Raw genomic sequence first — 20,429 nt, forward strand, 5'->3', positions numbered from 1 at the left:
TGAAAGCTTGCCCGATTAGGATCGCCTCACTTCCGGCAACAGACCGGTTGGCCAATGCGTGTGATACCTCGCACTAAAGGCCCAATTAACAACAACAATGGTGATTCTGATGTCCTCTGTAGCCCGCCTTTACGCTGTCACTCCGCCCGTACGTCTCGTGCTTCCCGTTCTGCGCTGATCGGCCCGATCTGCTCATTTAACTAGCCGCGCTACGCCTGGAGTATTCCCATGCTGACTTTCCTTGGCTTCGCCATGGTCATCACGTTCATGTTCCTGATCATGACCAAGCGCCTGTCCGCGCTGATCGCTCTGATCATCATCCCGATCGTCTTCGCCCTGTTCGGCGGCTTTGCACCGAAGATCGGCCCGATGATGCTCGAAGGCATCACCAAGCTCGCGCCGACTGGCGTGATGCTGATGTTCGCCATTCTCTATTTCGCCCTGATGATCGACTCCGGCCTGTTCGACCCGGCCGTGCGCAAGATCCTCAAACTGGTCAAGGGCGACCCGCTGAAGGTTTCGGTCGGCACCGCCGTACTGGCGCTCGTCGTTTCCCTCGATGGTGACGGCGCGACCACTTACATGATCTGCGTGGCCGCCATGCTGCCGCTGTACAGCCGCATCGGCATGAGCCCGCGGATCATGGCCGGTCTGATCATTCTCGCCGGCGGCGTGATGAACATGACTCCATGGGGTGGCCCGACTGCCCGCGCCGCGAGTGCGCTGCACGTTGACCCGTCGGACATCTTCGTACCGATGATCCCGGCGATGGCCGCGGGTGTGGTCGCGATTCTGGTTATCGCTTATTTCTACGGCAAACGTGAACGTGCGCGTCTGGGTGAGCTGCATCTGGTTGGCGATGATATCGATCACAGCGAAATCAGCGTGTCGCAGTTCCCGGATGCCCGCCGTCCAAAACTGATCTGGTTCAACGGCGCCCTGACCTTCGGCCTGATGTGCACCCTGATCGCTGGCCTGCTGCCGCTGCCGGTTCTATTCATGGTCGCGTTCAGTATTGCCATGATCGTCAACTACCCTTGCCTGCAGATGCAGAAGGATCGCGTTGCGGCTCACGCCGGTAGCGTGCTGGCAGTGGTCGGGCTGATCTTTGCGGCGGGTATCTTCACCGGTATCCTGAGCGGCACCGGCATGGTCGATGCGATGTCGAAGAGCCTGTTGGCGGTGATTCCGGATTTCCTCGGCCCTTACCTGGCCGTGATCACGGCGCTGGTGAGCATGCCGTTCACCTTCTTCATGTCCAACGATGCGTTCTACTATGGCGTGTTGCCGGTGTTGGCCGAAGCCGCCAGCCACTACGGGATCACCGCAGTGGAAATGGCCCGTGCCTCGATCGTCGGTCAGCCCGTCCACTTGCTGAGCCCGTTGGTGCCATCGACCTATCTGTTGGTGGCCCTGGCCGGTATTGATTTTGGTGACCACCAGCGTTTCACCCTGAAATGGGCGATCCTGGTATGTATCTGCATTCTGATTGCTGCACTGCTGTTGGGGACTTTCCCGGTGTTCAGCACTCTATAAGCCCACGACTCACCGTTTCGGGTCCTGGCTTCGCGGTTTGAAGCCCGGGCCTTTTTCGGTTTAACACTCGCTCAAAGGAATACACATGGATTGGCTGACCAACCCCGAAATCTGGGTTGCCTTCTTTACCCTGACCGCCCTGGAAATCGTTCTGGGCATCGATAACATCATCATGATTTCGATCCTGGTCAGCCGCATGCCCAAACACATGCAACAGCGCACCCGGATCTTCGGTCTTGGCCTGGCCATGATCACCCGCATCCTGTTGCTGCTGTCGATCACCTGGGTCATGCGCCTCACCGCCGACCTGTTCGAAGTGTTCGGCCAAGGCATTTCCGGCCGTGACCTGATCCTGTTCTTCGGTGGTCTGTTCCTGCTGTGGAAGAGCTCGCAAGAGATGTACCACGCGCTGGAAGGCGAAGACGAAAGCGACGAAACCCCGGGCGGCAAGGGTGGCAACTTCCTCTACACCATCATCCAGATCGCGATCATCGACATCGTCTTCTCGCTGGATTCGGTGATCACGGCGGTGGGCATGGTGTCCCACGTGCCGGTGATGGTCGCGGCGATCGTCGTGGCGGTGCTGGTGATGATGCTGGCCTCGGGCAAGATCAGCGAGTTCATCGACAAACACCCGTCGCTGAAGATGCTGGCGCTGTCGTTCCTGCTGGTGGTCGGCACCGTGCTGATTGCCGAGTCGTTCGACGTGCATGTGCCGAAGGGCTACGTCTACTTCGCCATGGCGTTCTCGCTGGCCGTGGAAGCGATCAACATCAAGCTGCGCGGCGCAATGGCCAAGAAAAAACAGCAGCAAGACCCGGTGAAACTGCGCAAGGACATCCCGGGCCAGTAACCCGGTAGTCCAGACGCACGCAATACCCCTGTGGGAGCGAGCTTGCTCGCGAAGGCTTCGTGTCAGTCGACAGAAATGTTGGCTAGCCCACCGCTTTCGCGAGCAAGCTCGCTCCCACATTTGTTTTGAGTAACACAGGGGGAACGTGTCGGATTCAGGTGGGTGAATGAACCCGTTTTCATGACACTTTTGTTTCAATCGACACTTTAGCTGTGCAATGCTGGCGCCCAGACCGTTAGCCAACTACAGCTTAAGTATCAAAAACGTAGAAACCGCGCGGTACCGTCAACTTGCCTCTCTGAGGCACTGCTATTACAGGGGGTCTGCATGCTCACCCTGCTCAATCTGCTTTCCGCCGTCGCCCTGTTGATCTGGGGCACGCACATCGTTCGAACCGGCATCCTGCGGGTGTACGGCACCAATCTGCGCCATCTGATCGGCCAGAACATGTCCAAGCGCTGGCTGGCCTTTGTCGCCGGCATCGTCGTTACCGCGATGGTGCAGAGCAGCAATGCCACGGCCATGCTCGTGACCTCTTTCGTCGGCCAGGGCCTGATGGCGCTGACCCCGGCGCTGGCGACCATGCTCGGCGCCGACGTCGGTACCGCGCTGATGGCGCGGGTGCTGACGTTTGACTTGTCGTGGCTGTCGCCGCTGCTGATTTTCCTCGGGGTGATTTTCTTTCTGTCGCGCAAACAGACGCGGCTCGGGCAGATGGGCCGGGTCTGCATCGGTCTGGGGCTGATCATTCTCGCGCTGCAATTGATCGTCGAGGCCGCCGCACCGATCACCCACGCGCAAGGGGTCAAGGTGATCTTCGCCTCGCTGACCGGCGATATCCTTCTCGACGCCTTGGTCGGCGCGTTGTTCGCGATGATTTCCTACTCGAGCCTCGCCGCCGTGTTGCTCACCGCGACACTGGCCGGCGCCAGTGTGATCAGTCTGCCGGTGGCGATCGGCCTGGTGATCGGCGCCAATATTGGCAGCGGCATTCTTGCGTTCATGAGCACCAGCATGCAGAACGCGGCCGGGCGGCAAGTGGCGCTGGGCAGTCTGCTGTACAAACTGATCGGCTTGCTGCTGATCATTCCGGTACTCGATCCGTTGGTGCACTGGATCGACAGCCTCGATTTCAGCCCGCAGGAAATGGTCATCGGCTTTCACCTGCTCTACAACACCGCGCGCTGCCTGATTCTTCTACCAAGCGTCGGGCCGATGGCACGCCTGTGTGCTTGGCTGCTGCCGGAGCGGCCGGAGGTCAACGGCACCGCCAAACCACGCCATCTCGACGCGACCGCGCTGGTCACACCGAGCCTGGCGTTGGCCAACGCCGCGCGGGAAACCCTGCGCATGGGCGATCTGCTCGACAACATGCTCGACGCGACCCTCGATGTGCTGCGCGGCAAGCAGACCGCCGTCACCCAGGAAATGCGCCGATTGACCGACGACGTCGAAGCGCTGTACAGCGCAATCAAACTGTACCTGGCGCAGATGCCCCGCGAAGACCTCGGCGAGCAGGACAGTCGGCGCTGGGCCGAAATCATCGAGCTGGCGATCAATCTGAAACTGGCCGCCGATTTGATCGAACGCATGCTGCGCAAGATCCAGCAGCAGAAAACCTCGCAGCGGCGCTCGTTTTCCGAAGAAGGTCTGGAGGACCTGGCCGGGCTGCAACAGCAACTGATCGCCAATTTGCGTTTGGGCCTGTCGGTGTTTCTCAGCGGCGACCGCGAAAGTGCCCGGCAATTGCTCCGCGAGAAACGCCGCTTTCGCGCGCAGGAACGTCGTCTGGCCCACGCGCATGTCAGCCGTTTGCAACGCAAGATCGTGCAGAGTATTGAAACCAGCTCGCTGCACCTGGAGTTGATTGCCGACATGAAACGCTTGAATTCGCTGTTTTGCGGCAGTGCGTATGTGGTGCTGGAAACGGCGGATACCGGGGCGCTGGCGGCGGATGATATTGCCGACATTACGCATTCGCCTTGAACGACTGGGGCTGGGTTTAGTCAGTTACATTGATTCAGCCTTCAGGCCGCTATCGCGAGCAGGCTCACTCCTACAGGGGGGGACGCATTCCAAATGCAGGAGTGAGCCTGCTCGCGATGGGGCCCTGACTGACGACACGGATCTCCAAATCAGCCGTACGGAAGCCTGTTATGCGTTGCCTGTTGTTCGCCTGTCTGTTGCTCGGTTCCCTGCCCGCCTTCGCCCTGGATCGTTTTCAGGTTGAAGGCTATGCGCTGCCCAACGGTTTGCAGCTAATGCTCAAGCCCGGCACCGAACGGGGGCACGTGGCGATCCGGCTGGTGGTCGGCGTCGGCCTTGATGATTTCGAATGCGGTGACAAGGAGCTGCCGCACCTGCTCGAACACCTGCTGTTCAGTGGCATCGACGCCACCGGCGAAGGTGGTCTGGAGGAGCGCATGCAAGCGCTGGGCGGTGACTGGAATGCCTTCACCAGCAACGCCGACACCACCTTCGTCATCGAAGCTCCGGCGAAAAACCAGCGCAAGGTACTCGACCTGCTGCTCGCTCTGCTCACGCAAACACGTATCGACGACAACGCGATCAACGCCGCCAAACGTGTGGTCGAGCGCGAGGACGGCGGCCATTACACACGCCTGCAACGCTTTCTCGATCGTCAGGACCTCGGCCACACCGCGAGCAATCAGCTCGCTGTTGAACTGGGCCTCAAATGCCCGCAACGCGCCGAGGTCGGCCATCTGACTCAGGAGCAACTGGAGAAGGTGCGCAAGGCCTGGTACGCGCCGAACAACATGACGCTGATTGTCGTCGGCGAACTCGACAAACTGCTGCCGGCCTATCTGGAACGCACTTGGGGCGCGCTCGAAGCGGTCGAGCCAAGCGAACACCGCCCACTGCCGGATATCCGCACCAGCGCCGCCCACGAGCGCATGCTCACCCGTGGCTTTATCGGCGACAGCGCCAAATTGCACTGGCTGGTGCCGGAACCGGTGCTGGACGATCAGTACGACCAGACGTTCGACATTCTCAAGGATTACCTCGACTGGGCGTTGTACCGACAGATCCGTCTCAACCACGGTTTGTCCTACGGGCCGTGGGCTGAGCGTGAGGTGTTTGGCGGTGTGGGCTTCATGAGTCTGAACGCCGATCTGGATCGTGATGACGTTGACGAAGCCATTCAGGTGCTGGAGGACCTCAAGGCTGATCTGCTGAAAAACGGCCTAGACCCGGATACTTTCGCGCGGATCAAGCAGGCCTCGATCGCCCATCAGGCGTGGGCGGTGCAAGGCAACAGTGCGCTGGCGGATTATTACTGGAGTGCCCTCGGTGATTACCAGGACGGTCGTTTTGCCAACCCGGCGCGGGAGCTGCAAGGGGTGACGCTGGAAGCGGCGAACAAGGCCATGCGTGAGTTGCTGTTGCAACCGGGATATCTGCGGATCGAGAAGCCGTTGATCAGTGATGATCAGGTTTTGTGGTTGAGTGCGGGTGGCTTGGGTCTGGTGTTGTTGATCCTGATCGGCTGGCGTTTGCATCACCGCCGCCGGCCGGCCGAACACTAACCCTGTAGGAGTGAGCCTGCTCGCGATAGCGGTCCTTCAGTCATCATTTCTTCGGCTGATACACCGCAATCGCGAGCAGGCTCACTCCTACAAGGAAATGCGTTGGTTTTAAGTGACCATCAGCCTTGCCAGCGCTACTCTGTCGAGGTTTTTTCCCCTCAAGTCGTGAACCGCCCAAATGCCAACAATACAGCTCCTGATCCAGCGCATTCTCGAACTGATGAAGCGTTATCCCGGGGTCATTGCGCTTGGCGGGTTCATCTCCGGGGTCGGCAGTTTCATCATGGTCGATCGTCAGCAGGGCCTGGCGAGCTGGATCACCGTGATCATGCTGCTCAGCTGGATCTGGCTGATGCTGGAAAACACCCTCACCGGCCTCTTCACCCGCGTGTTCAAACGCGAGATTCCCCAGCCGCTGCTGCGTTACGCGACGCAGATGATTCATCAGGAAAGCCTGTTTTTCGTCTTGCCGTTTTTCTTCATCACCACGACCTGGAACAGCGGCCAGTTGTTTTTCACCGGGCTGCTCAGCGTCGCCGCACTGATTTCCATCGTCGATCCGCTTTATTACAAATGGCTGGCGCCACGGCGCTGGGCGTTTCTCGCGCTGCACACGCTGACCCTGTTCGCCGCCCTGCTCACCGCGTTGCCGGTGATCATGCACCTGACCACCGCGCAAAGCTTCAAATGGGCGCTGGGCATTGCCGTGTTGTTGTCGTTCCCGAGCCTGGCGTCGATCTTCCCGATCCGCACGGTGCGCAATGCTTTGGCAATCCTGTGCATCACGGTCGGCATCGGTGGCGTGGGTTGGGCGCTGCGTTCGTGGGTGCCACCGGCGACGCTGTGGATGACCGACGTGGCGATCAGCACGCAAATGCAGGACCGCACCCCCGGCGCCAGCCTCGACACGGTCAGTGCCGAGCAGATTCGTGGCGATGGCCTCTATGCCTACACCGCAATCAACGCGCCGCGCGGGCTCGATGAGCGGATCTATCACGTCTGGCAATTCAACGGCAAAGAGGTCGACCGCATCGCCCTCGACATCCATGGCGGGCGCAAGGAAGGCTACCGGGCGTGGACGCACAAGCAGAACTTCCCCGGCAACCCGGCGGGCAAGTGGCAAGTACGGGTGTTGACCGAAGATGGCCAGGTGATCGGCGTGTTGCGTTTCGAAGTCACGGACAGCACAGCGATCAAAGAAAAGTAATCCGGTTCGTGCTATTACGTTAGTTCGCATAAAGGCCGAACAAGCACGGAGCTTATGACCAGCAGCTCGATCAGCGGTAATGCTCAACTGGACACGTCGATAACCCCTGCCCGCCTGCGGGTCACCGGGGACTGGACGCTTGCCCATTACGCCGAGCTCAAGCAACTGAGCGAAAAGCTCCACGGTCAGTACGATGCCAACACCCCGATCGACCTCAACAGCCTCGGCGCCCTCGACACCGCTGGCGCTTCGTTGCTGGTCGAACTGCTCGGCTCCGAACGCCTGGGCAAATCCGCCGAACACCCCGATTGCACCCTGACCTCCGCCGACCGCGCGCTGCTGCAAACCGTGTACTGCTCGATGACCGATTTCTGCGTGCCAATCAAAGAGCCGGAAATCAGCGTCAGTGTGCAACTGCTGACGCGCATTGGTCGGGCCGTCGACACGGTCTGGCAAGACACCCTGCAACTGCTCGGCTTCGTCGGCCTGATTCTGGAAACCATCGCTCGCAACTTGTTCCGACCCAAGCGCTGGCGCATCACGCCGATGATCGCGCACATCGAGCAGACTGGCCTCGACGCCGCGCCGATTGTGGCGTTGCTGACTTTTCTGGTGGGTGCGGTGGTGGCGTTTCTTGGCGCGACGGTGCTGGCCAGTTTCGGTGCGACAATCTTTACTGTGGACCTGGTGGGCTTCTCGTTCCTGCGCGAATTCGGTGTGCTGCTCACGGCGATCCTCATGGCCGGGCGCACTGCCAGTGCCTTCACTGCGCAGATCGGTTCGATGAAGGCCAACGAGGAAATCGACGCAATCCGCACCCTCGGCCTCGATCCGATGGAGCTGCTGGTGGTGCCGCGGGTATTGGCGATGCTGGTGGCGCTGCCGATGCTGACGTTTCTCGCCATGCTTTGCGGGATCATCGGTGGCGGCGTGGTCTGTGCGGTGTCGCTGGATATTTCGCCGGCGATGTTTCTGTCGTTGCTGCAATCGGACATCGGCATCCAGCATTTTCTGGTGGGCCTGGTCAAAGCCCCGATCTTCGCTTTCCTGATTGCCGCGATTGGTTGTCTGGAAGGTTTCAAGGTCAGTGGCAGCGCCGAGTCGGTTGGCGCGCACACCACGTCTGCCGTGGTGCAATCGATTTTCGTGGTGATCGTGCTCGACGCGGTGGCCGCGCTGTTCTTCATGGAGATGGGCTGGTGAGTCGTCTACCCCGCGCGCCCTCGGAGGCGGTGATCGAAGTCCGTGGCCTGTGCAATCGCTTCGGCAGCCAGAGCGTGCACGAGAACCTCGACCTGGATTTGTACAAAGGCGAGATTCTCGCCGTGGTCGGCGGCTCCGGCAGCGGCAAATCGGTGTTGCTGCGCAGCATCGTCGGCCTGCGCCGCCCCAGCGAAGGTATCGTCAAAGTGTTCGGCAAGAATCTGCCGAGCCTGTCCGAGCATGAGCGCTCGCTGGTCGAACGCCGTTTTGGCGTGCTGTTTCAGAAAGGCGCGCTGTTCTCCTCGCTGACCGTCACCGAAAACGTCGCCCTGCCCCTTATCGAACACGCCGGCCTCAGCCGCAACGACGCCGAACACCTGGCGGCGGTGAAACTGGCGCTGGCCGGGTTGCCATTGTCGGCGGCGGACAAATACCCGGCGTCGTTGTCTGGCGGCATGATCAAGCGTGCCGCGCTGGCCCGGGCTCTGGCGCTGGATCCGGACATCCTGTTTCTCGACGAACCCACCGCTGGCCTTGATCCGATTGGCGCGGCGCAATTCGATCAATTGATCCTGACCTTGCGCGATGCGCTCGGCCTCAGCGTGTTTCTGGTGACCCACGACCTCGACACGCTCTACACCATCACTGACCGCGTGGCGGTGCTGGCGCAAAAGAAGGTGCTGGTGGCAGGTCCCATCGACGTTGTCTCGGAAACCGACGACGCGTGGATTCACGAATACTTCCACGGCCCGCGCGGCCGCTCGGCGCTGGACGCCGCCAAATTGCTCAACGAGGTCTGACATGGAAACCCGAGCGCATCATGTGTTGATCGGCCTGTTCACCGTGATTGTGGTGGCAGGCGCCCTGCTCTTCGGCCTGTGGCTGGCCAAGTCCAGCGTCGACACCGAGTTCAAGGATTACGAAATTGTCTTCAGTGAGGCGGTCAGTGGCTTGTCCAAGGGCAGCCCGGTGCAGTACAGCGGGATCAAGGTCGGCGATGTCATCAACCTGCGCCTTGACCCGAAGGACCCACGGCGCGTGCTGGCGCGGATTCGCCTGGCCGGTGACACGCCAGTCAAGGAAGACACCCAGGCCAAACTGGCGCTGGCCGGGATCACCGGTACGTCGATTATCCAGCTCAGCGGCGGTACGCCCGAGAGCCCGAAGCTGCGTGGACATGACGGCAATCTGCCGACCATCGTCGCTTCGCCCTCGCCTATTTCGCGGCTGCTCAATGACAGCAATGATTTGATGAGCGGCATCACCGCGCTGCTGCAAAACGCCAACCAGATGTTCTCTGCCGACAACGTCGAGCGTGTGAGCAAAACCCTCGCCCATCTGGAGCAGACCACCGGCACCATCAACGATCAGCGCGGTGACATCAAGCAAGCCATGCAGCAACTGGCGAGCGTTGGCAAACAGGCCGGCAGCATGCTCGAACAGACCTCGTTGCTAATGCGCAATGCCAACGGCTTGATCAACGATCAGGGCAAACAGGCATTGGGCAGTGCCGAACAAGCCATGAAGTCGCTGGAGCAAAGTACCGCGACGATCAGCACCCTGCTGAACAAAAACGAAAACTCCCTCGACAACGGCATGCAGGGCCTCAACGGCCTGGCCCCGGCGATCCGCGAACTGCGCGAGACGCTGACCTCGCTGCGCGCCATCTCCCAACGCCTTGAGGCCAACCCCAGCGGCTACCTGCTGGGCCGTGACAAGAACAAGGAATTCACGCCATGAAGCTGACTCGACTTGCCCTTCTCGCCGGTTTCACGCTGATCAGCGCCTGTTCGATTCTGCCCCAGTCGGAGCCGTCGGATGTCTATCGCCTGCCGGCCGCCCAGGCGCCCGCCTCGGCCAGTTCAGCGGCGACTCAGTCTTGGTCGTTGCGGCTGAACAAGTTGCAGGCCAGTGAGGCGTTGAACCGGCCGACGATTGCGGTGATTCCGCAGGGCGACGTGATCAGCAGTTACAAGGGCTCGCGCTGGAGTGATCCGGCGCCGGTGCTGGTGCGTAATCGCTTGCTCGATGGGTTTCAGCGTGATGGTCGGGTGACGTTGCTTAGTACCGATGACAGCAACTTTGCGGCGGATCTGGAATTGGGCGGGAGTTTGCAGGCGTTTCAGACCGAATACCAAGGCTCACAGGCCAGCGTTGTGGTGCGCGTCGATGCGTTGCTGGTGCGCGGTTATGACCAGCGCATTCTCGCCAGTCGCCGCTTTGAAGAGCGCCAGCCGTTGAGCGATGTGCAGGTGCCGGCGGTGGTGGCCGGGTTTGGCCAGGCCAGTGATCGCCTGACCGCGAAAGTCGTCGCTTGGGCTGTCGACCAAGGCCAGAAACTCGCCCCCCCAAAACCTTAAGCCCAACACACAACCCCTGTGGGAGCGAGCTTGCTCGCTCCCACAATGGGATTAGTGGTTAGCCGAAGAACCAGTAGCAGACGGAGATCGCGCCAACCACACCAGCGAACTCCGCCAGCAACGCACACCCCACCGCATGCCGCGCGCGCTGAATGCCCACCGCGCCGAAATACACTGCCAGCACATAGAACGTCGTCTCGGTACTACCTTGCACCGTCGCCGCGACCAGCGCCGGGAAGCTGTCGACGCCCGAGGTCTTCATCGTCTCGATCAGCATGGCCCGCGCTGCGCTGCCGGAGAACGGCTTGACCATCGCCGTCGGCAACGCATCGACAAACCGCGTGTCCCAACCCGCCCACTCGACCAGATGACGAATGCCGTCCAGACCGAAGTCCAGCGCCCCGGACGCACGCAGTACGCCGACCGCGCAGAGCATCGCCACCAGATACGGCAGCAGGTTCTTCGCGACGTCGAAGCCTTCCTTCGCGCCTTCAACGAACGCCTCGTAAACCTTCACTTTCCTCAACGCGCCGATGATCAGAAACAGCATGATCAACCCGAACAGCGTGAGATTGCCGAGGATCGACGACAATCCCGCCAAAGCCGTCGCTGAAAGGGTGCCGAGCAACGCCATGAAACCACCCAACAACAGCGCACCCGGTACCAGATAGGCCAGCACCACCGGATCCCAGATCCGCAGGCGCTGCATGAACGCCACCGAGAGGAAGCCGACGATCGTCGAACAACTGGTCGCCAGCAGGATCGGCAGGAACACCAGCGTCGGATCTGGCGCGCCTTGCTGGGCGCGGTACATGAAGATCGTCACCGGCAGCAGGGTCAGGGAGGAGGCGTTGAGCACCAGGAAGAGGATTTGCGCGTTACTGGCGATGGTGGCGCTGGGATTGAGCTCTTGCAGCGCCTTCATGGCTTTCAGGCCGATGGGCGTCGCGGCATTGTCGAGGCCCAAGCCGTTGGCGGCGAAGTTCAGGGTGATCAGGCCAAGGGCAGGGTGACCGGCCGGGACTTCCGGCATCAGCCGCAGGAACAGGGGGCCGAGTACCTTGGCCAGCCACTCGACGATCCCGGCCTTCTCGGCAATGCGCAGAAAGCCCAGCCACAAGGTGAGGGTGCCGAACAGCAGCACCATGACTTCGACCGAGAGCTTGGCCATGGCGAAAATGCTTTCCACCATCGCCGCGAAGATCCCGGCGTTGCCGCCGATCAGCCACTGCGCCAGCGCCGATACGGCTGCCACGATGAAGAAGCCAAGCCACAGGCCATTAAGCATCAGTCAAATCCCCCGAAGAATGCCGCGAATGATAGCGGGGTCACCAGAAACGACAAACCCCGGATTTCTCCGGGGTTCGTTGGTAAGCCTTGCATCAATCACTGTGGGAGCGAGCTTGCTCGCGAAGGCGGTGTGTCAATCAACAAAGTGGTTGAATGTGCCGGCCTCTTCGCGAGCAAGCTCGCTCCCACAGGGTTTTGCGTTACGGCTTGGAGATTTCGCCCGCTGGCAGTTTTTCCTTGCTGCGCCAGTGTGGCAGGGAGTTCCAGTAGCGCTGGCCCTTGGCATCGTCGTACATGCCTTCCCAGCGTGCGATAACCAGTACCGCCAAGGCATTACCGATCACGTTCAGAGCGGTACGCGCCATGTCCATGATGCGGTCGACACCGGCGATGAACGCCAAGCCTTCCAGCGGAATGCCGACGCTGCCCAGTGTCGCCAGCAGCACCACGAAGGACACGCCCGGTACACCGGCGATGCCTTTGGAGGTGACCATCAGGGTCAGGACCAGCAGCAGCTGCTGGCTGATCGACAGGTCGATGCCATACAGCTGGGCAATAAAGATGGCGGCGATCGACTGGTACAGGGTCGAACCGTCGAGGTTGAACGAATAACCGGTCGGCACCACGAAGCTGCAGATGGCTTTCGGTGCGCCGTAGGCTTCCATCTTCTCGATCACGCGTGGCAGCACGGTTTCCGAAGACGCGGTGGAGTAGGCCAGCACCAGCTCATCCTTGAAGATGCGCATCAGCTTGATCACAGAGAAACCGAACAGCTTGGCGATCAGGCCCAGCACCACGAAGGCAAAGAAGGCGATGGCGACGTAAACCAGGATCACCAGTTTCGCCAGCGGCAGCAGCGAGGCGAAACCGAAGTTGGCCACGGTCACCGCGATCAGTGCGAACACGCCGATCGGGGCGTAGTTCATGATCATGTGGGTGACTTTGAACATGCTTTCCGAGACGCCCTGGAACATCTTCACCAGCGGCTCGCGCAGGTCCGACTGCAGGCTCGACAGACCGAGACCGAACAGCACGGAGAAGAAGATGATCGGCAGCATTTCGCCGCGGGCCATGGCCGCGAAGATGTTCGACGGGATCAGGTTGAGGATGGTCTCGATGAACGCGTGTTCATGCTGCACTTCGGCGGCGGTCGCCTGGTACTTCGAGATGTCGACCGTACCCAGGGTGCTCATGTCGATGCCGGTGCCCGGGTGGAACAGGTTGGCCAGCAGCAGGCCGACAACGATGGCGATGGTGGTGACGATTTCGAAATAGATGATCGTCTTCAGGCCGATCCGCCCGAGTTTCTTGGCGTCGCCCACGCCGGCGATGCCGACGATCAGGGAAGAGATGACGATCGGGATCACGATCATCTTGATCAGACGGATAAAGATATCGCCTGCCGGTTGCAGGACGTTGCTGATCCACCAGGCCTTCTCGGCACTGAAGTGATTGAGCAACGCACCAATTGCAATCCCTAGAACAAGACCGATGAGGATCTGCCAGGCGAGGCTGATTTTTGCCTTCTTCATTATCTTTACCCTTACTTGCGTTTGACTCAGGCACATGCAGGAACTGGAACGCTCTTTAGCGGAAAAGTCTGTGCATCTGCCTCCGTATAAGGTGCCCCGAAGCGCGTAGTTACGGCTCTTCGGCAGGCGAAAAAAGGCGCAACTATTCCGATGCAAGGTTGCGCCGTCTAATGCCGTAAACGCCTACCCTATGCCGAATCGGCATGAGCTTTTTTAAATGAAACTGGCGTCCCAACCGGTTCGATTGTGACATTTCGGCCGGCATAAGTGCCGTGAACCGGTCATCACAGCCTAGGTTGGTTATTTTTTGAACGAGAAAAATCGACGAAATAATTAGGAAAAAGCCTACGCAGGAAGACTAGAAGTCCTACTGTTTAAGCGGTCTCTTTGTCGATATACGGTCGCCATGAAACACCGCGTAATGTTTTCGCGCGCAGTGTCAGCGATAAAAAGGATGAGCTGGACGCTCTGGATCAATGTTTTGCGTGTTGGAAAGCTCAGCGCAAGTCCGTCGAGCCACTACGGGTCGGCGAACCTGCGGCGCAGCTTTTACCCTGACCCGGCCCTTGCGCAGGCACTCCCTGTCCCCGTAGGTCACTCCGACCCTGCAACAGTCAGAACGTCCCGGCCCCTTGGTCATGCGCCTGCCTTCCTCAGGTGGGCGCAATGGAAGGCAGCAGGGCTGCTGCCTTCATGTTCAAATCAGTACCACTTCGGATCTTTCTTCAGGGTTTCCATCAAAAGATCCTGCATGCCTTGATCGGGTTTGCCGAGGAAGCGATAGGTCGCATGTCGCGTCGGCGACTTGTCGGCCGGCAGTCCTTCGGGCACATCAACGAGCATGGCGTAAGCGTCTTTCTTGTCGAAACTGAAGGCGACGATCAAACGGTGGTTGAGGCACTTGTCTGCGGATTCGCAGAGGGGGCCGACCAGATACTTGTCGCCATCTTCAGTCACGGCATTCATCTGCTGGTCAGGCGTGCCGGACAGGTTCATCACCCATTCCGGCAGGCGTTCTTCCTTTTTCACCACGCCTTCCCAGGTTTCGCGATACTGCGGGTCGGAACTCAACAGTTCGTTGACCCGCGTCTGGCCGTCATTGGCCGCCATCGCCATGGCACTACCGCCCAGAAGCAGGGCGGCTGCCAGTGTCTTTAACACAGTCATCGTTAACCTCGGCCGCGACGGCCAAAGAAGAAGGAAGCGATGAACATCACCAGGAACACGACAAAGAGAATCTTGGCGATACCCGTGGCGGTGCCCGCGATACCACCGAAGCCCAGTACTGCAGCGATGATGGCAATGATCAAGAATGTAATTGCCCAGCTCAACATGGTGATTCTCCTTACTTCTCTATTTAGGGGTGTTACGTGTTCTGGCGCTGTGCGCCCGAATTCATGTGTTCTTTAGAAAACCCAACGCTCTTCACGTGGCAGTTGATCCAGCGGCTGCGCCTGATCGACATCCATCATGCGCATCGAGGCGCTCTCGGCCTGGCTGCTGCTGACGGCGCTGAAGTGCGTTTGCGTGTTGTGCTGGATCGAAATCAGCGGCTCAACCTGCTGGCTGTTTTCCCAGCGCAGGTATTGCTGACAGGCGATCAGGGTGATCAACAGCGCCAGTACGCCAAACAGACCTTGCTGAATATGCAGTGGCGAGATACGCACTTGGGCGGCACGTTGGCGAGTCATCCTGGGTTCCTCACTCTTATTCGGTTGGGGCAGTTCATTTCTGCCCGGGCTGAATGAGGTATTGCAGCCTGCATGCCAGTTTTTTAACTGAAAAATATTCAATAAAATCAATTAGTTATGATCTTAGTAAAAAACGTTCGCGACGCATCCTGCACGATGGGTCATCTGGGATCGTGCGCAATGCACGATTTTTTCGTAGGAGATTTCATTCTTATGGAATTGAGAGCAGGGCGCAGATGTCAGAAAAGTACGCAGGGAATGCCCTGCAAATCGGCATTTGTTTAAAAAACCAACAAAATCAACGTATTGGCCGTAAAGGCAGGAGAGAGCTACCCTCCTATGGCTGGCATCGTTCAGAATCAACCATGCAACTTGCCCGATTTTTCCGGGACTAACCCAAGACCAATCACTATGGAGCGTAGGAAAAATGGAATCTGCCACTGAGCATCAAGGCCGCATTCTGCTGGTGGACGACGAATCCGCCATCCTGCGTACTTTCCGTTATTGCCTCGAAGATGAAGGCTATACGGTTGCCACAGCCAACAGCGCGGCTCAGGCCGACGCCTTGCTGCAACGCCAGGTCTTCGACCTGTGCTTCCTTGATTTACGTCTGGGTGAAGACAACGGCCTCGACGTACTGGCGCAGATGCGCATTCAGGCACCATGGATGCGAGTGGTGATTGTCACCGCGCATTCGGCTGTCGATACCGCCGTCGACGCGATCCAGGCCGGCGCCGCCGACTATCTGGTCAAACCGTGCAGCCCGGATCAGCTGCGTCTGGCCACCGCCAAGCAACTGGAAGTGCGCCAACTGTCGGCGCGCCTCGAAGCCCTCGAAGGCGAGATCCGCAAACCGAAGGACGGTCTTGATTCCCACAGCCCGGCAATGAAAGTCGTACTGGAAACTGCACGTCAGGTCGCCGGCACCGACGCCAACATTCTGATCCTCGGCGAGTCCGGCACCGGTAAAGGTGAGCTGGCCCGAGCGATTCACGGCTGGAGCAAGCGCGAGAAAAAATCCTGCGTGACCATCAACTGCCCGTCGTTGACCGCTGAACTGATGGAAAGCGAGCTGTTTGGCCACAGTCGAGGCGCATTTACCGGTGCCAGCGAAAGTACACTGGGCCGAGTCAATCAGGCCGACGGCGGTACGCTGTTTCTCGACGAGATCGGCGATTTTCCGCTGACATTGCAACCAAAATTGCTGCGTTTCATTCAGGACAAGGAATATGAGCGGGTAGGGGATCCGGTGACTCGTCGCGCGGATGTGCGCATCCTCGCCGCAACCAACCTCAATCTGGAAGACATGGTCCGTGACGGCCGATTCCGTGAAGACCTGCTCTATCGCCTCAACGTCATTACTCTGCACCTGCCGCCTCTGCGCGAGCGTGCCGAGGACATCCTGACGTTGGCCGACCGCTTCCTCGCGCGCTTCGTCAAAGAGTATGCGCGTCCGGCACGCGGCTTCAGCGACGAGGCTCGCGAGGCACTGCTCGGCTATCGCTGGCCGGGCAACATTCGTGAGCTGCGCAATGTGGTCGAACGGGCGAGCATCATCTGCCCGCAGGAACGCGTGGAGATCAGCCACCTGGGCATGGCCGAACAACCGGCCAACAACGCGCCACGAGTCGGTGCCGCGTTGAGTCTCGACGAGTTGGAGAAGGCCCACATCGGCGCCGTCCTCGCCACCGCCGGCACCTTGGACCAGGCGGCGAAAACGCTCGGCATCGATGCCTCGACCCTGTATCGCAAGCGCAAGCAGTACAACCTGTGAGCGCCCGACGATGAAATTGGCGATGAAGTTGCGGACCCGTTTGTTCTTGAGCATTTCCGCGCTCATCACCGTGGCCTTGCTCGGGCTGTTGCTCGGGCTGGTCAGCGTGATGCAAATGGCTGGCTCGCAGGAAACGACGCTGCGTAACAACTTCGTCACTCTCGATCTGGGCCTCAAGCTGCGACAAACCCTGGGTGATCAACTGGTCCTCATGCTCGCCGAAGAACCCGATCCGGTCGCGTTCGAGGCGTCCAAGCAGCAGTATCTCAAGTTGCTTGATGACGGTATCGCCCAAGAGCACATTGGCGATGGCCGCCAGTATGGTTTCAGTCAGGCCAAGGCTGATTACCTGAGTTTTCTTCAGGCCTTTGATGTGTCCCGTGATCCGGCGACTGCGTTGAGCAGCAACGCCAACCTCAGAGAGCGCTTCAACACGCTGCGCAACGGTTTGATCACTGAACACAAGCATGCACTGGACAACATCAACGCGGTTCAGCATCAAGCGCGCGACCGGGCATTGTTGATCGCCGGTCTGTTGGGTTTTGTCGGGCTGGCGGTGTTGATCATCGGCTTCATCACGGCCCACGGGATTGCCCGGCGTTTCGGCGCGCCGATCGAGGCGCTGGCGCAGGCGGCGGACAATATCGGCCAAGGCAATTTTGAAGTGACCCTGCCGATTTCCTCGGCGATGGAAATGAACCTGCTGACCAAGCGTTTCGGCCTGATGGCTGAGGCCCTGCGGGAACATCAGGCGACCAATGTCGACGAATTGTTCGCCGGTCAGCAGCGGCTGCAAGCGGTGCTCGACAGTATCGACGACGGCTTGCTGATGATCGACCGCGAGGGGCATCTGGAACACCTCAATCCGGTGGCTCAGCGCCAGTTGGGTTGGGACGATGATCGCCTCGGCCAAGGCTTGGGCACCGCGCTGGAGCGGCCGGAGCTGGATGCGCAGTTGCAACTGGTGTTGCGCGGTGGCTCGCTTGAGCGCGCACCGGAAGACCTGAGCATCGAGGTCGACGGCGAATCTCGTTTGCTGACCTACAGCCTGACGCCGGTCAGCCACACGCAGGGGCATATCCTTGGCGCGGTGATGGTCTTGCATGACGTGACCGAGCAACGCGCCTTCGAGCGGGTGCGCAGCGAATTCGTGTTGCGCGCTTCCCATGAGCTGCGCACGCCGGTCACCGGCATGCACATGGCCTTCGGGCTGTTCCGCGAACGAGCGAAGTACGCCCCGGAATCGCGCGAAGCCGATTTGCTCGACACCGTGAACGAAGAGATGCAGCGCTTGATGCAGTTGATAAACGACTTGCTCAACTTCTCGCGTTATCAGAACGGCCTGCAGAAACTAACGCTGGCACCATGCTCCATCGAGGATTTGCTGGAGCAGGCGCAACTGCGCTTTGCCGATTCGGCGGCGGCCAAGGGCATCGCCCTGCATGTCGAAGTGCAGGGACCGTTGCCACGTTTGCAGGCCGATCAGGCACAGCTCGATCGTGTGCTGGATAACCTGATCGACAACGCCTTGCGCCATACCGCCCGCGACGGTCAGATCCGCTTGCAGGCACGTCGGCATGGCGAGCGGCTGATTATCAGCGTCGAAGACAACGGCGAAGGCATTGCCTACGGCCAGCAGGGGCGGATCTTCGAACCTTTCGTGCAGGTAGGGCGCAAGAAGGGCGGTGCCGGTTTGGGCCTGGCGTTGTGTAAGGAAATCGTCCAGTTGCATGGTGGTCGTATGGGCGTTTACTCACGGCCGGGGCAGGGTACGCAGTTTTATATGGCGCTCGCTGTCTAGGCTTCGTCATCCATGCGTCGACCGGCAAGGCGCCGGCCACGGGTGATCAGTTCGATGAATTGCACCGCGCTCAGCGCATGGGCGAACAACCAGCCCTGACCGAATTTCACCCCTTCACTGCTGAGCAATTGCGCTTGGGATTCGAGCTCGATGCCTTCGGCAATCACCTTCAAATCCAGCGCCTGAGCCATGTGAATGATGTGCGGGGCGACGCCGCTGCTGGCCGCGTCATGGCCCAGTGCATCAATGAATGCTTTGTCGATCTTCAAGCAGTCCACTGGCAAGGTTTGCAAGTAGGCGAGACTGCAATAGCCGGTGCCGAAGTCGTCGATCAACACCTGATGGCCAACGTTGCGCAAGGCTTGCAGGTTTTCCCGCGCCACTACCACATCAATCAAGCCACGTTCGGTGACCTCGAAGGCAATCTGCCGCGCCGCCACGCGATGCAGGGTGAGCAGCCGCGCCATGACCTGGCCGATGCGCGGCACCATCACGTCGCAAGCTGCCAGGTTGACCGAGATGTATAGCTGCGGATTGGCGCGCAGCAACTGGCCCAGTTGCTCCAGCAGGCGCTGCAGGACGAAGTCGGTCATCTGCCGGATCTGCCCGGTGTTTTCTGCCATGGGGATGAACAGGTCGGGGCTGGTCAGCGTACCGTCGGGGCGGCGCCAGCGCAGCAGGGCCTCGGCACCGACGCAGTTGCGGCTGTCGAGGTCGAAGATCGGTTGATAGAGCACCTGCAACTCGCCACGGCGGATCGCACCGTGTAGTTCGGCATCCAGAGACTGACGCTGGCGCACCAGTAAGAACACGAAAAATCCGACAAAGGCGCCGAGCAGCAGACACGCCGGGATGATCCACCACCAGACAGCCGGAATGTGCATGCCGGTTCTGGGTGTGATCAGGACCAACTGATATTCCGGATTATCCGTGGGCATGCGGTAGATCAGCCGGGTTTGCGTAACTTGCAGGGCATCGCGACTTTTCGGTGGCCAGTGTTCCGTGGGTGGCCAGGCTTGCGCCGTGCCAAGCACCGGGATAGCACGGGTGCCATGATCGAGCACCACCAGCAGGCTGCTGCCGGGGGACAAATCGACCATGTCGGTCAGATGCCCGCGCGAGGTGGCCACGCGGAAATTGCCGCGCCCCAGCATCAGCGCTGCGCGATTTTCATCAGGTTCGGTGGTGGTGTTCAGCCAATAGCTGTAGGTCGGGCCTTTGATGTCTGGCGCGCGGACCACTGACAGACCTTCCTGGCGCGGACGGTTGGAGCAGATCCGCGAGGCGTCCATGTAAGCCGCTTCATAGACGAAGCGATAGTTGAAGGTGACTTGCTGCAGGGTGGCGATCATTTCATCGTCACAACTGCGCAAGGGCTGCGCTTCCAGATCATCGAGACTTTCACGCAACTGGCCAAACAATTGTTCGAGGCGGGCCAGAAAACGTTCGCCTTGTGCGTTCATTTGTTGGCTTTCGTTTTGCTCGACCTGACGCATCGCCACGAACATACCGCCGGCGATCAGCAGGCTGGCACTGAGGACAGCCGCGATCATCGCCAAAAACCAGGGGCGATAAAACCAGCTACGCAGCGTCTCTCGGGTAGCAACCATCATGGAATATCCGAAGAATTACCA

17 protein-coding genes are annotated in these 20,429 nt (G+C 59.8%); 11 read left to right on the forward strand and 6 right to left on the reverse strand.

Annotated features, from left to right (window positions below):
* The first annotated feature begins 228 nt into the window (after positions 1–228).
* From AC1DVF_RS11920 to AC1DVF_RS11960, 9 genes are all read left to right on the forward strand, one after another.
* Complete coding sequence (locus tag AC1DVF_RS11920) at positions 229–1,536, forward strand: CitMHS family transporter (protein ID WP_007911819.1); 1,308 nt, start codon at positions 229–231, stop codon at positions 1,534–1,536.
* Positions 1,537–1,621: 85 nt separating this feature from the next.
* Complete coding sequence (locus tag AC1DVF_RS11925) at positions 1,622–2,389, forward strand: TerC family protein (protein ID WP_093429523.1); 768 nt, start codon at positions 1,622–1,624, stop codon at positions 2,387–2,389.
* Positions 2,390–2,716: 327 nt separating this feature from the next.
* Entirely contained in the window at positions 2,717–4,375 is a 1,659-nt protein-coding gene (locus AC1DVF_RS11930) for a Na/Pi cotransporter family protein (RefSeq protein ID WP_477782492.1), read from the forward strand.
* 170 nt (positions 4,376–4,545) lie between these two features.
* The gene (locus tag AC1DVF_RS11935; protein ID WP_477782493.1) at positions 4,546–5,937 is read left to right on the forward strand and encodes a M16 family metallopeptidase; all 1,392 of its coding nucleotides are present in this window, start codon (positions 4,546–4,548) and stop codon (positions 5,935–5,937) included.
* A gap of 178 nt (positions 5,938–6,115) precedes the next feature.
* On the forward strand, positions 6,116–7,144 hold the full coding sequence (locus AC1DVF_RS11940) for a DUF5924 family protein (RefSeq protein WP_477782494.1): 1,029 nt from the start codon (positions 6,116–6,118) through the stop codon (positions 7,142–7,144).
* A 54-nt stretch (positions 7,145–7,198) separates the two neighbouring features.
* Positions 7,199–8,347, forward strand: coding sequence for an ABC transporter permease (locus tag AC1DVF_RS11945; RefSeq protein ID WP_116254168.1), 1,149 nt, complete (start codon positions 7,199–7,201; stop codon positions 8,345–8,347).
* Positions 8,344–9,147, forward strand: coding sequence for an ABC transporter ATP-binding protein (locus AC1DVF_RS11950; RefSeq protein ID WP_116254167.1), 804 nt, complete (start codon positions 8,344–8,346; stop codon positions 9,145–9,147). The genes AC1DVF_RS11945 and AC1DVF_RS11950 overlap by 4 nt, the downstream gene beginning before the upstream one ends.
* Before the next feature lies 1 nt (position 9,148).
* Entirely contained in the window at positions 9,149–10,087 is a 939-nt protein-coding gene (locus AC1DVF_RS11955) for an MlaD family protein (protein WP_093429517.1), read from the forward strand.
* A complete protein-coding gene (locus tag AC1DVF_RS11960) occupies positions 10,084–10,707 on the forward strand; it encodes an ABC-type transport auxiliary lipoprotein family protein (RefSeq protein ID WP_093429516.1) in 624 nt (207 codons plus the stop codon). The genes AC1DVF_RS11955 and AC1DVF_RS11960 overlap by 4 nt, the downstream gene beginning before the upstream one ends.
* A 58-nt stretch (positions 10,708–10,765) precedes the next feature.
* Here the strand turns inward: AC1DVF_RS11960 and AC1DVF_RS11965 are convergent, their stop codons facing one another.
* From AC1DVF_RS11965 to AC1DVF_RS11985, 5 genes are all read right to left on the reverse strand, one after another.
* Positions 10,766–11,995, reverse strand: a complete 1,230-nt coding sequence (locus AC1DVF_RS11965) for a nucleoside recognition domain-containing protein (RefSeq protein ID WP_477782495.1) — start codon at positions 11,993–11,995, stop codon at positions 10,766–10,768.
* A 202-nt stretch (positions 11,996–12,197) separates the two neighbouring features.
* Positions 12,198–13,529: a glutamate/aspartate:proton symporter GltP gene (gene gltP, locus AC1DVF_RS11970; protein ID WP_093429514.1), complete on the reverse strand. Its 1,332-nt coding sequence runs from the start codon at positions 13,527–13,529 to the stop codon at positions 12,198–12,200.
* Between the two features lie 702 nt (positions 13,530–14,231).
* Complete coding sequence (locus AC1DVF_RS11975) at positions 14,232–14,696, reverse strand: inhibitor of vertebrate lysozyme family protein (protein WP_093429513.1); 465 nt, start codon at positions 14,694–14,696, stop codon at positions 14,232–14,234.
* Between the two features lie 2 nt (positions 14,697–14,698).
* A complete protein-coding gene (locus AC1DVF_RS11980) occupies positions 14,699–14,863 on the reverse strand; it encodes a DUF1328 domain-containing protein (protein ID WP_003177151.1) in 165 nt (54 codons plus the stop codon).
* A 72-nt stretch (positions 14,864–14,935) separates the two neighbouring features.
* On the reverse strand, positions 14,936–15,220 hold the full coding sequence (locus AC1DVF_RS11985) for a hypothetical protein (protein WP_093429512.1): 285 nt from the start codon (positions 15,218–15,220) through the stop codon (positions 14,936–14,938).
* A 427-nt stretch (positions 15,221–15,647) separates the two neighbouring features.
* On the opposite strand from AC1DVF_RS11985, the gene algB reads away from it, so the two are divergent.
* Together algB and AC1DVF_RS11995 are read left to right on the forward strand one after the other, a co-directional pair.
* Positions 15,648–16,994, forward strand: a complete 1,347-nt coding sequence (gene algB, locus AC1DVF_RS11990; protein WP_007954049.1) for a sigma-54-dependent response regulator transcription factor AlgB — start codon at positions 15,648–15,650, stop codon at positions 16,992–16,994.
* Positions 16,995–17,004: 10 nt separating this feature from the next.
* Positions 17,005–18,795 (forward strand): KinB sensor domain-containing domain, encoded by a 1,791-nt coding sequence (locus AC1DVF_RS11995; protein ID WP_477782496.1) that lies wholly within the window; start codon positions 17,005–17,007, stop codon positions 18,793–18,795.
* On the opposite strand, the gene AC1DVF_RS12000 is transcribed toward AC1DVF_RS11995, so the two are convergent.
* On the reverse strand, positions 18,792–20,405 hold the full coding sequence (locus AC1DVF_RS12000) for an EAL domain-containing protein (RefSeq protein WP_175559542.1): 1,614 nt from the start codon (positions 20,403–20,405) through the stop codon (positions 18,792–18,794). The genes AC1DVF_RS11995 and AC1DVF_RS12000 overlap by 4 nt on opposite strands.
* Between the last annotated feature and the right edge of the window lie 24 nt (positions 20,406–20,429).

Source organism: Pseudomonas sp. P4_D7 (genome assembly GCF_056401755.1).